The sequence below is a fragment of the Rhodothermales bacterium genome (genome assembly GCA_013002345.1).
GTDB lineage: Bacteria > Bacteroidota > Rhodothermia > Rhodothermales > JABDKH01 > JABDKH01.
In genome coordinates this window covers 1-11,957 of record JABDKH010000278.1, presented here as the reverse complement: position 1 = coordinate 11,957, position 11,957 = coordinate 1, and the positions used below count along the sequence as shown (strand labels likewise).

The following is an 11,957-nucleotide window of genomic DNA, read 5'->3' as shown; positions in this document are numbered from 1 at the left end:
CTGTAGTTGTTCCCCGTACACCGCCGTCTATCCCACCTGATTCGTGCGCGCGACAACCGCTTTCCTGCTTCCCATATTGCTCCTTCCGATCCTCCCGCTGAGAACCCCGATCGAAAGGAGTGGCTACCCGACGGACTATTTTCGGTCCCCGTTGGGCATTCCCCTTGTGCTGTCCGGAAACTACGCGGAGATGCGTGACGGGCACTTCCACGGAGGCCTGGACATCAAGACCCGGGATTCTGAGGGCTACCGAATCTACGCTGCCGCCGACGGCTATGTCGAGAGGGTTAAAGTATCCCCATACGGCTACGGCAACGCCATTTATGTCGCGCATCCGAATGGCTATACAACCGTCTACGCACATCTGAGTCGCTTCAAGGGCCCCATCGCGTCGTTTGTGCGATCGACACAGTACAAGCGGCAGAGCTTTCAGTTGGATCAGTATCTCAAAGCGGACCGGTTTCCCGTCAAGAAGGGTCAGGTCATTGCTCTCTCGGGCAACTCTGGTTCGTCCACTGGCCCTCACCTGCATTTTGAAGTCAGAACTTCAAGCGACCAGGTGCCCGTCAATCCATTACTCTTTGGGTTCACTGTTGCGGATTCGCGAACGCCCCGCATCTTCCGAGTCAGGATCTATCCCATCGGAGAGACGAGCGGCGTGGTTTCGACGTCGGATCAGAGCGGTCGGCGCGCCACCGACCCACTTACCCTCAACGTGAAAGCCACCGGGGATACATACAGTATCGAGGACTCGCCGACGATTCGGGCGTGGGGTCAAATTGGATTCGGCATTCAGACGCATGATTATCACGACGGCTCGCGCAGCAGGCTCGGTGCCTACCGCATCCAACTGATGATCGATGGCGAGACGCATTTCCTGTCGGAAATGGAACGGATTTCGTTCGCAGACACCCGGTACATCCATGCGCATGTGGATTACGCGGAGCGACGGCAGAACCGAAGATGGATTCAGCGGAGCTACAGGTTGCCTGGCAACCGACTTCCCATCTACCAGCTTACGGATGACGGGATCGTAAACGTAACACCCGGCCGCGCAATCGATGCGACGTACATCGTAGAAGATGCCGCGGGTAACAAGTCGCAGCTTCGCCTGGCCGTTAACGGGTCGGATCTACCTGATGATGGGAATGTGCCTGTGCTCCGGCAGATGGCCACGCTTGCCAGATATGACGCGCCATTCGTCATGGAGCATGACGGGTTTCGTGCAGAATTACCGGCGAATGCGCTTTACGAGAATACCCGCATTTCCTACACAGCCGATTCTACGGTGGCAGGAGGTTTCTCGCGAGTACACGCGTTCCACGATAGGCTAACGCCCGTCCATCTCCGCTACTCATTGTCGATTCGGCCCGACGGTCTTCCTGAAAATCTCCGGTCCAAAGCCTTGATTGCAACCATCGACGACGATGGCGATGTCTCTGCCGCGGGAGGGAAGTACTCGAATGGATTCGTTACAACCCGACCGAGGTCGTTCGGTCGGTTCTTTGTTACTGTTGACACCACGGCCCCGTCGGTAGCATCACTCGATCTGGATCCGGAGGACAAGATCGGAAGGCGAACCAGATTCCGATTCCGGATCAAGGATGAGCTTTCGGGGATCGCGGATTACGACGGCTACATTGACGGGCGCTGGTCGCTTTTCACGTATGACGCAAAGCGAAATATGCTCACGTACGACCTTGATCCGACTCTCGCGACCGGACGCCACATCTTGCGGGTTGACGTTGTGGACAGAAAGGGAAACAAGACCTCGCTTGCGGTTCCCTTCATTCGCTAGGCGCGGGGCGCACCGGTCAGCAAAGGTTCTGTGTCACGAACAGCTCCAGGCTCGGCGAGAGATAGATGCCGAGGCCATGCAGTTGGTATGCGGGATGAAGAAGATTCGCTCTGTGGGGCGGACTTTCCATCCAGCCAGTGACAACCTCACGCGCGAACTCTTCTTCGGTCTTCCACGCGAAGTCGGCAACGATTTCTCCCGGGTAATAAGTGAGGGAGTACTCCGAATAGCGGAACCCCGCGAACAGATTCTCGCCCAGGGATGCCGGCCTGGGGTACTGGGCATCCACAACACAAACATATTCGGCCCTGTGACCGCGCTGCGTGGCATTGCGGCCCGTAAGGTCAATGTGAGCGAAGTATCCACGCGTGCCCATGTCTGTCGAATGAGCCAGTCCGATTTGATCGAGTGCTGAATCACGTTCCAGAACCGCCAGGCGATGACGCTGCCGCTCCCGATTCACCATCTCGTGTATGAACGTGGCGATCTTCGAAAGGTCGACCGGCGGAGTGGGTGTATCGACTCGTGCTTCAATCTTCGTTTCGGCAGGCACGAACACCGTCCGTTGTGCAAATGCCGTACTGCACGTGAGGAATAGAATCACGAGGGTACATGCGGAGCGGAGCCGTGAGGACAGACCCATCTGGTTTGTTGCCGGTTCGTATCGCGAGTCACTTTCTGTAGAAATCGGCAATTCCCGCGATGGGATCAAGGGGAAAAACGGGAACCCCGCCTGGCGCGGGAATCCGGCTACCCAATGACCCGTCGTACCGCGCGGTAGCGCCCTTTCAACCGGATGCGGTACAGAACTACTCCCCGGACGCCGCAGCCCACTGTTCCTTCTGATGCACCAGGAGCCGCTCCACAATGTCGACAGGACCAACGCCCTCGGCGTCGGCATTGAAATTCGACACGATGCGGTGACGCAGGACGGGTATCGCAACCTCATTGACGTCCGAAATCGTCGGCGCGAGTCGACCGTCAAGAGCTGCACGCGCCTTCGCGCCTAGAATCAGATATTGTGACGCTCTGGGACCCGCACCGTAGCTGAGGTACTCGGAAATGAAGTCGGGACTCCCGGGAAGGCCTGGGCGCGTCATGTTCACCAGCGACACCGCATACTCGATGACATTGTCGGTCGCGGGTAGCTGTCGAACCAGCTTCTGAAATGACAACAGCGCTTCCGCCTTCATTACTGGTCGCACCTCGGCGACATCGGCAGTCGTTGTACTCTTGACTATCAACACCTCTTCTGCAAATGAGGGGTAGTCAAGCCACAGATTGAACATGAAACGGTCAAGCTGTGCCTCGGGAAGGGGATAGGTGCCCTCGTGCTCGATCGGATTCTGTGTCGCGAGTACGAAAAACGGGGGACTCAGCTTGTAGGTCTGACCCGACGCCGTCACGTGCCTTTCCTGCATCGCCTCGAGAAGTGCGGCCTGCGTCTTCGGCGGAGTGCGGTTAATTTCATCCGCGAGAATCACATTGGCGAAGATCGGTCCACGAACGAATTTGAAAACCCGGCGACCAGTCTGCACATCCTCCTCCAGGATTTCTGTTCCGGTGATGTCGCTCGGCATCAGATCCGGCGTGAACTGGATCCGGTTGAAACTGAGCTCGATCGCCTCCGCGAGCGTCTTGATCAGAAGCGTCTTTGCCAGCCCCGGTACGCCCACCAGCAGCGCGTGGCCTCTGCATAACAGGCAAATGAATACCTGCCGTATCACTTCATCCTGCCCGACGATCACCTTGCCAATCTCCGACTTCAAAGTTGCGAACTGCGAAGTCAGAGCCTGAATATCAAAGTCGGACTGGAAATCGGTCGTAGACTCGGGCATATGTCAGCTGCTCGTAGCGATCGGGATGTCGTCGGGGATCGGCACTCTGAATCGAACATAGACTGATTTGCGCAGCTCATCGAGCCACGCACGCATCTCCAGGGCCTGCTTGTCCCGTAGGGCCAGTTCTTTCACCATGTCGTAGTCTGTCTCGATGTTGACCCGGTGTGCCGGAGTGCGAGCGTGCAGGTTCACAATATGGTACGCGCGTCGTCCATCCAGCAGCTCAACCTCGGTCGGATCGCTTATCTGACCCGGTTCGAGAGGCGCCACCGCACTTTGCCACTTCGGCCCCAGCGATTCTATGTACAGATTCTTCTCGTACGTTCTCGGGTCGAGGACGCGTCCGCCACGGTTTGCGGACAACTTATCCTCAGAGTTCTCCTTTGCGATGCGGGCGAACGACAGATTGTGCGTCTCAATCGAATCTTTGAGCGTCGTCAGAAACTTGATAGCGTCCGCCGGATCAAACTTGCGTGCGTCGAACTGGATGAGTATCTGGTTTAGATCTACCACGTCTCCGCGACGCTCATTCACGCGCAGAATATGCAGACCAAACTCGGTCTCGAAGATCTGCGATACGGTGCCTGGCGCAATTCGCGATGCGACCGATCCAAACTCGGGCACGAAGTCGGATATTTTTGATCCCTGGTAAAGACCACCCTTCGATGAAGATCCGGGGTCATCCGAGAAGAGCGTCGCCATTTCTTCGAAACTCGCTCCACCAACTACGATCGAGTCACGAATGATTTCGAGTATCTGCCTTGCGTCTTCCCGTGCCTTGTCGGTGACCTTCGGATACCTGACTATATGCGAAACCTGCACGGCCTCAGGAAGGGTAGGTAGAGAATCCGTCGGGATCTTCGAGAACCACGCTTTCACCTCCGTCGGTGTTGTCCGTATTCGCTGAAGATGAGATCGCTGGAACTGATCTGCGAGGAGCTGATCTCGGAACTCACCGCGCAGCTCGGCTCGAATCTGGATCACCGTCTTCCCATAGACCTCCTCCAGTCGTTCACGACCTCCAACCTGAGATGACATTGATGCAATCCGCTGGTCAAGCACTTGGTCAATCTGTTCATCAGTCACCGTGAAATTAGTGTCGCGCTTGGCATGCGCTGCCAGCACCTTCTGGTCAATCAACTGATTGAGCGCGTCGAACCAGAGCTCCGTGGAATATTGCACCGAGCCCTGCTGGACAGCGTTGAATACGAGACCGTTGACGTCTGATCGTAGCAAGATGTCACCGTCCACTACTGCGACGATCTCGTCCATCACCGGTCGGTCCTGACCATGGACCGGAGGCGCCGCGGCGACGACCACGAGAATAAGTAACTGAATCCACAGAGGCGCCGAATGTCTGTTCATGTAAGGAAGTGGGAGTATTGACATAGTGGTGGTGGGTCTCCGTCGCAAACGCGCCATAGCACGGGAATATTGCTCAGACTATTGGGCCTCGTCGTCATCTCGGATTCGAACCTCGAGATCATTCCGTGCCGTAGCCATATTGCGCAGATTCTGAACCGTTCTGGCAAAGGTCTGTTTCCGACCCTGCAGGATAAGCTGACGCCTGATCTCGTCCTCAACCCAACGCATCTCCGGAATAGAGCCCTCTGTAACCCGGTCGATGATCTGTACGAGATGATATTGATCTGCGTCACGAATCACTCGCGACATCTCACGTTCTCCGAGGCGTAGCATCACTTCTTGAACTGCCGGAAACGTCACCAGCAGTCGACTTTGTGCGAAATGATTTTCCGACAGCGCCATCGAACCGGCCGGATCCGCGGCATATCGACTCACAATCCCAAGCCAGAGGGAATCAGCATAGGGGCCCCTCATCGCAAGCTGAAGAGCTCGTCGGGCAGCCAACACGCTGTCCCGGTCCGTACTTGCCAGATAGCGAATCCGGACAAACGGCTCGCGTAGTCTAAGGCGCTCCTTGTTCACCTCATAGAACCGGGCGGCTTCCTCACTGGTCGGCTCGATCTCGTTTTCCTCGTACAGTCGATTCACGTAGGCACTTACGAGAACCGAGTGCTCATTCTCATCGAGAAGTCGGCGCACTTCAGGATCGCTGGAGAGATCGATGCGTCGTGCTTCCTGTTCGAGGAGTGCGTTGACCACCCACTTATCCACAAGCTGCTTACGAATCGCCATTGAGTCGCGCCCGATCGGGATCGAAGCGAGCATTTCGGAGAGGTCCTCCTCGAGCAACATTTCGGCACCAACGCGCGCAACAAAATCGGTGGAGACCGACTCCTCCACGCAGCCCTGCAGTACCGATAGATACAGTACAGCTACCACCGCAAGCCACCATCGGAGTCCGCCCGTCAGAAGGGGTTGCGTTCCGTTCATAGAGTTCTCAATCCAGGCGAGGAGCGTTTCACCGTCTTCACGAGCCGACCGGCAGTCGATCGGCTTCAAACGCTCGTACGAGTCGGGCAGGAAACGTGCGAACGCGATAACGGGATCTGAGATCGGAAACCAGGGTGGTCTCAAGTTCAGACTGATACTCGTTCACAATCTCCGTACGGGCTTCCTCAAACGTCTTCGTACGAGCAGGCTCGACGCCGTCGTTCATGATCACGATGAATCCCCGATTGTACGAGAGCGGTGTCGTGTATTCTCCCTTCTCAAGCTCAGTCGCGCGGTCGAATACAGAGTTTGTCGGTCCGGCGACGAACGTGGTATCCAGACGCACACGAGTGCCTGCCGTGTCCGCAAAGCTGTCCGCGATCTGGCTCACGTTCTTCGAAGCCTTCAGCAACGTGACCACAGAGTCCGCCAATGACCGCTCGCGCGAATAGAATCCAAGCAATCGAGTTCGATCAGGGTGGCGAAAGCGTTCTGGATTCAGATTGTAACGCCGCATGAGTTCCGTCGAATCGGCGGTAGCCCGGCTCCACACTGCATCCTCCATCACTCTGAACAAGAGTAGCCCGTCCGCAAAGTCAGCCATGGTCTGCCGGAATTCGTCATTCTCCGATTCGAGCATCGAGACCTTGTAATCGATCGCCTTCTGAACAAGGAATGCGTCTGCGATGCCGAGACCATAGTCGCCGGCGTTGTCGGACGGTGCAACTGACGCCGTCATCGCCCAACCTGCGAGATCGGAGGCGGAGTAAGAATCATCAGCGATGCTAACGACCGGAAGCGTGCCGCCCGTCTCAACAAGCGCTCCCCGTGCAATTGCGCTGGCGGCAGAGTCGGCGGACATGGACCCGAAGATGGTCATGACGGCCGTCGTGTCCACCGAGTGCCCTACATCTGACAATACGCTGCGCGCGTATTTCTCCTCTTCCTGATCCATCGCTCCGGTTCTGGACAGTCGGCGCCGGATGTCCTCGTAGGAATCATCTAGAGTGGGTGGCTCGCGACGTTCCAGCAGCTTGACGAGGTGAATCCCATAAGGCGTCAACACGGGCTCCGACACGTCACCGATGCTGGCGAGAGCAAAAGCCGCATCCTTTATGGCCGGCAGAAGTCTGCCGTCAATCGTCACAAATCCCAGGTCTCCACCGTTCTGCGCACTACCGGCATCATCGGAATACGCTTTCGCCAGGGCCGCAAAGTCTGCACCTGCTGACAGACTGTCTCGGAGCATCGTGACCTCCGCCCACGCAGCCGCCGAGTCGGACGGCGACCCGGGCGTCACCATGATATGAGCGATTCGAATGTCGTTGATCGCAGGTGCCCGACCGTGTACAACGAGGATGTGGTATCCGAACTGCGTTCGGAAGATGTGCGACAGCTGCCCGATCGGTATGGAAAACGCGACGTCCTCGAATTCGGGTACGAGTCGTCCACCTCGGATGTGGCCAAGTCGACCCCGATAGCCGGCTCCGCCAGCTGCGTTCGACGCCGACGGATCCTCGGAGTTACGTACCGCCGTTTCCCCGAAATCCGCACCGGCGACGATCGAGTCCCGGATTGCAGACATCCGGTTGTAAACCTTCAGTGTGTCCTGAGGCGATGCAGTCTGATCAAGTCGCAGAAGGATGTGACTCGCGTCTACCATCTGCTGCTGTTTGTCATACATCGCTCGAATCAGGGGATCGACCACCTCCTTGTCAAGCAGGAACGGGCGCGCAAACTGTTGTCGATAGCCGCCGAGCTCAGCGACCAGCGCAGAATCTTTGTCCAGACCAGCCTCCCGTGCCGAGCGAACCTTCAACCGGAAGTCCACCCATCGTTCAAGAAAATCCTGGTAAGCTGCCAGCGAGTCGTCGGCCGCGTCAACGCGCGTACCGACGGTCTTCGTGTAATGGCGTTCGAATTCGGCTATCGACAGAGGAGTACCGTCAATAACCGCCACGACGGCAGGGTCGGAAATCCGATCAGTACCAACCTGAGAACCGCTACAGCCAGACCCGAAAAAAAGTATGGTGGCGAGTCCAGCAATGGAAAAGTATCGCATCCTTCGTACAGACATATCAGCGTCGAAATCCTGAGTGTGTGAATGTAAGGGGTTCCGCATGCCGCGGATTGGATCGCCTCGTCCACGCTCCGATTACGGGGGTGTTCCAAATTTGCGGGAATTTTAAGGCAACTTTGACGGTGAGGAAGTGTCCACATATCCTCAGACCACCCGGCGAATGATGCATCGTGACACCATAGAGGCATTCAAATCGGGCGATGACCTCGCCTTCGTGTCTATTTACAATCACTACAAGACCGGTATCTATTCGTTCTGCCTGAAGATGCTGATGAGCCGGGATCTTGCCCTGGATGCGGTACAGGACACCTTCGTTCGAGTCTACGAGAATCGCGACCGGCTAATGAACACCGGCGCGTTCAAATCGTGGCTCTATACAATCGCCCGAAACCAGTGCCTCAACCGAATTCGAAAACTCAAACGGGAGGTACCGCTCGACGAGGCATGCGAGTTGCGAAGCGACCAGTCACCCATCGGAGAACTGGAAAAAAGTGAACGAATCGAATTCGTCAATCGATACCTCGCAGCCCTCAGTCCGTCGTATCGAGAAGTCATTGTTCTGCGGGAGTTTCAGAATCTGTCGTACGAAGAAATCGGAGCCATAACGCGAAGTACAATCAGTGCGGTCAAGTCCCGCCTGTTCAAAGCACGTCGAAAACTGGCGAACGAAATGAAACCCGCGATGGCGATGATGGCAGCCCGTGCCGCGGAGAAGCCTGCCGAGAATGAATCCGACACGAAATGAGTGACGGACACCAACATAACGAGGCTCCATCGATCGACGATTCCCCTTGTTCGGAATCGGATGTCGATCTGTATCTCGACGGCGAGCTTCCCGCTTCGCGCGAGGCCGATCTGTTTCGACATCTCTCAACATGCTCTTCGTGTCGCGACTGCCTCAACAGTGTTCTTTCGTTACGACGAATCCACGGCGAGGAGTATATCTCGGTGCCACCGTGGGCGGATGATGCGCTTCTGGCTCGAGTGGACAAGCGGCGCCGCGCGGGTCGAAGGACGGCTCAGCTCCATACGAACCAGTCGATATGGTCGGCGCGCACTACCGTCACGATTCGTTCGGTCCTGGTAGTCGCAGGAGCGGTGCTTGTATCGGCCGCGTACCTTACAAAGCAGTTCGCGTCCGCATCCGGACACGTGTTCGTAGAGCAGGAGCACGTACGTTTCATTGATCCGATACCCCCCCTGCGATCCGAGGTGTATGTTTTCTACCCGGGACTGACAATCGAAGCGGACCGTTAGGCGTTCTCGCGCCCGCACGGCTATTCATTGCATCTCAACATCAAAGTCGCAGTCACATCCGGAATAGGATGGCGGGCTGCTTATTTTGCGCCTCCCGCTTCACTTTAGCATTACCCGAAGTACCCGCACGTCACTGGCGATACCGATGAGCACAAGAGTCCGATTTGCACCCAGCCCCACGGGCTACCTTCACATTGGGGGATTGCGAACCGCACTGTACAACGTCCTCCTGGCACAGGGTCAGGGAGGGAGCGCCATTCTCCGGATCGAAGACACGGACCGCAGCCGCTTCGTCGCAGACGCGGAACAGGATATTATCACATCCCTGGCATGGGCAGGCCTGCATTTTGATGAGAGCCCGGTGGCCGGCGGTGATCGAGGACCGTACCGTCAGTCAGAACGCACCCGACATTATTCGGATGCTGCACAAACCCTTCTCGATCAAGGACACGCATACCTGGCGTTCGACACACCGGAGGAGTTGGACACGCTTCGCTCGACGAAAACATCCGACGGTCAGGCGCCACCCAGATATTCTGCATCAACACGCGGGTCGATGAAGAACTCTCTGTCGCTTGCAGTCGGCGATGTTGAAAGATTGGTCGCCGAGGGCGTTCCGCATGTGATCAGGCTCAGGGTTCCCGAGGATGAAGTGGTCACGTTCTCGGACATTGTGCGAGGCGAGGTCTCGTTTAACAGCAACGAGGTCGATGACCAGATTCTCGTCAAGTCGGATGGGATGCCAACGTATCATCTGGCCAATGTCGTTGATGATCATCTGATGGGTATCACACACGTGATTCGCGGAGAGGAGTGGCTCTCGTCCACTCCGAAGCACGTGTTGCTGTATCGATTTCTCGGTTGGGACGTTCCTGCGATGGCCCATCTTCCCCTAATCCTCAGCCCGACAGGCGGCAAACTCTCGAAGAGGAATGCCGAATCCCAGGGAATTCCGGTCTTTGTCAGCGACTACCAGGCGGAGGGATATGAACCCGAGGCTTTGCTGAACTACATCGCGTTTCTTGGTTGGAATCCCGGAACAGATCAGGAGATATTTGATCTCGATGAGCTCGCCGGAGTATTCACGCTTGAACGAGTGGGGTCGAGCGGAGTGCAATTCAGCATAGACAAACTTCGCTGGTTCAACGAGCAACATCTTCGGCGCCTGGACGCTGAGGTGTTGAGCAGCAGGGTGCGGACTCATCTCGATACGGCAGGTCTTGATGTTGCTGACGACTACCTTTCAGCGGTGCTCGATTTGATGCGCGATCGCATCTCATTTGCCGCCGATGTGGCGGCGGCGAGGTATTTCTTCGAAGACCCGGATCGGTATGACGAGAAGGGAATTGCCAAGAGGTGGAAGGACGACTCTGGTCCACTGCTGACAGCTTATGCGGCTCGACTTGACGAGGCGAGCAACCTGGATGCAGAAACGGCTGAGACCGTCCTTCGCGATCTCGCTGAAGAACGCCAGGTTGGCGCCGGCCGAATCATCCATCCATGTCGTCTTGCCGTGTCGGGAGTGACGTTCGGCCCTGGTCTGTTCGAACTGATGGAACTGCTCGGCCGGTCTACTTGCGTCCGACGATTACGTAGCGCGGTTACTCGATTGGCGTAAGAGACCTCTCACGAATGGTCGAGTTTAAGGAACGACTTCAGAATCGCTGCTGCCGCTGATCTGGGTGATATCAGGCCATTCCGCACACGATCCTCCAGCCTGGCAAGTCCTTCGCGAATCTCGGCACTGGCTGAAATGGATTCCTGAATTTCGGTTATCAGACTTGCGTGGAGCCAGTACACCGACTGATTTGATCGATTCTCGTCCCAGTACCCACTTGTCTTTGTGGCGGCTCTGTAGTCGGAGACAATAGACCAGAGGGTATTCAACCCGCGATCTTCCAGGGCAGATACAGCCAGGATGCGCGGACTCCACCCCGAGTCACGATCGCGAAACAGCTGAAGAGCCGCTTCATAGGTCTGAACTGCAATTCTCGCGGCAGACTCATTATCACCATCAGCCTTGGTAACCAGAACCGCATCCGCATATTCAATGACGCCTCTCTTGATACCCTGCAATTCGTCGCCGGCGCCTGTTACCGCGAGCAGAAACACAAAGTCCGCCAGATGCGCGACCTCCGCCTCGGACTGACCCACTCCGACGGTCTCAATCAAAACGATGTCATATCCTGCCGCTTCGCACAATGAGATCGCTTCGCGGGTGCGTGTGGCGACACCACCGAGAGACCCTTGAGACGGCGACGGCCGAATAAACGCATTCGTTTCGCGGGACAAGTCCTCCATCCTCGTCTTGTCGCCGAGGATACTGCCGCCACTACGCGTGCTCGACGGGTCCACGGCAAGAACGGCGACTCGGTGGCCATCTCCAATTAGTCGCATTCCAAGTTTTTCGATCAGCGTACTTTTGCCGGCCCCGGGCACCCCCGAGAAACCAACGCGGACTGACTCGCGTCCAGTTCGCGCACATTGATCGAGAACCTTTTCGGCCAGAAGCCGGTGACGCTCCGCCTTGCTCTCTACCAGTGTAATGGCGCGGGCGAGAGCGCTACGGTCGCCCGACCGAATGTCCTGCACAATCTGCTCGGCAGCCGAGTCGTGGTCAGCGTTT

10 protein-coding genes are annotated in these 11,957 nt (G+C 56.8%); 4 read left to right on the top strand and 6 right to left on the bottom strand.

Annotated features, from left to right (window positions below; all coding sequences use genetic code 11):
* The first annotated feature begins 43 nt into the window (after positions 1-43).
* Positions 44-1,798: a M23 family metallopeptidase gene (locus HKN37_13385; protein ID NNE47641.1), complete on the top strand. Its 1,755-nt coding sequence runs from the start codon at positions 44-46 to the stop codon at positions 1,796-1,798.
* Positions 1,799-1,814: 16 nt separating this feature from the next.
* Here the strand turns inward: HKN37_13385 and HKN37_13380 are convergent, their stop codons facing one another.
* The 5 genes from HKN37_13380 to HKN37_13360 all read right to left on the bottom strand — a co-directional run bounded on the left by HKN37_13380 (position 1,815) and on the right by HKN37_13360 (position 7,954).
* Positions 1,815-2,441 (bottom strand): CAP domain-containing protein, encoded by a 627-nt coding sequence (locus HKN37_13380; GenBank protein NNE47640.1) that lies wholly within the window; start codon positions 2,439-2,441, stop codon positions 1,815-1,817.
* Positions 2,442-2,607: 166 nt separating this feature from the next.
* Complete coding sequence (locus HKN37_13375) at positions 2,608-3,636, bottom strand: MoxR family ATPase (GenBank protein ID NNE47639.1); 1,029 nt, start codon at positions 3,634-3,636, stop codon at positions 2,608-2,610.
* Between the two features lie 3 nt (positions 3,637-3,639).
* Positions 3,640-5,028: a peptidylprolyl isomerase gene (locus HKN37_13370; protein ID NNE47638.1), complete on the bottom strand. Its 1,389-nt coding sequence runs from the start codon at positions 5,026-5,028 to the stop codon at positions 3,640-3,642.
* 54 nt (positions 5,029-5,082) lie between these two features.
* Positions 5,083-5,994 (bottom strand): peptidylprolyl isomerase, encoded by a 912-nt coding sequence (locus HKN37_13365; protein NNE47637.1) that lies wholly within the window; start codon positions 5,992-5,994, stop codon positions 5,083-5,085.
* Positions 5,995-6,031: 37 nt separating this feature from the next.
* Positions 6,032-7,954, bottom strand: a complete 1,923-nt coding sequence (locus HKN37_13360; protein ID NNE47636.1) for a hypothetical protein — start codon at positions 7,952-7,954, stop codon at positions 6,032-6,034.
* Between the two features lie 280 nt (positions 7,955-8,234).
* Here HKN37_13360 and HKN37_13355 point away from each other — a divergent pair, with 280 nt between their 5' ends.
* From HKN37_13355 to HKN37_13345, 3 genes are all read left to right on the top strand, one after another.
* Positions 8,235-8,819 carry an RNA polymerase sigma factor gene (locus tag HKN37_13355; protein ID NNE47635.1) on the top strand — a complete coding sequence of 195 codons (585 nt, stop codon included), beginning with the start codon at positions 8,235-8,237 and terminating at the stop codon, positions 8,817-8,819.
* Positions 8,816-9,331, top strand: coding sequence for a hypothetical protein (locus HKN37_13350; GenBank protein ID NNE47634.1), 516 nt, complete (start codon positions 8,816-8,818; stop codon positions 9,329-9,331). The genes HKN37_13355 and HKN37_13350 overlap by 4 nt, the downstream gene beginning before the upstream one ends.
* Before the next feature lie 145 nt (positions 9,332-9,476).
* Positions 9,477-10,949 (top strand): glutamate--tRNA ligase, encoded by a 1,473-nt coding sequence (locus HKN37_13345; GenBank protein ID NNE47633.1) that lies wholly within the window; start codon positions 9,477-9,479, stop codon positions 10,947-10,949.
* An 8-nt stretch (positions 10,950-10,957) separates the two neighbouring features.
* Here HKN37_13345 and meaB read toward each other — a convergent pair whose 3' ends face one another.
* A complete protein-coding gene (meaB, locus tag HKN37_13340; protein NNE47632.1) occupies positions 10,958-11,926 on the bottom strand; it encodes a methylmalonyl Co-A mutase-associated GTPase MeaB in 969 nt (322 codons plus the stop codon).
* Between the last annotated feature and the right edge of the window lie 31 nt (positions 11,927-11,957).

Excerpts from the sequence above, each read along its gene's own strand:
- HKN37_13380 (NNE47640.1), bottom strand. The coding sequence starts at position 2,441 with ATGGGTCTGTCCTCACGGCTCCGCTCCGCATGTACCCTCGTGATTCTA.
- HKN37_13375 (NNE47639.1), bottom strand. The coding sequence starts at position 3,636 with ATGCCCGAGTCTACGACCGATTTCCAGTCCGACTTTGATATTCAGGCT.
- HKN37_13370 (NNE47638.1), bottom strand. The coding sequence starts at position 5,028 with ATGTCAATACTCCCACTTCCTTACATGAACAGACATTCGGCGCCTCTG.
- HKN37_13365 (NNE47637.1), bottom strand. The coding sequence starts at position 5,994 with ATGAACGGAACGCAACCCCTTCTGACGGGCGGACTCCGATGGTGGCTT.
- HKN37_13355 (NNE47635.1), top strand. The coding sequence starts at position 8,235 with ATGATGCATCGTGACACCATAGAGGCATTCAAATCGGGCGATGACCTC.
- HKN37_13350 (NNE47634.1), top strand. The coding sequence starts at position 8,816 with ATGAGTGACGGACACCAACATAACGAGGCTCCATCGATCGACGATTCC.
- HKN37_13345 (NNE47633.1), top strand. The coding sequence starts at position 9,477 with ATGAGCACAAGAGTCCGATTTGCACCCAGCCCCACGGGCTACCTTCAC.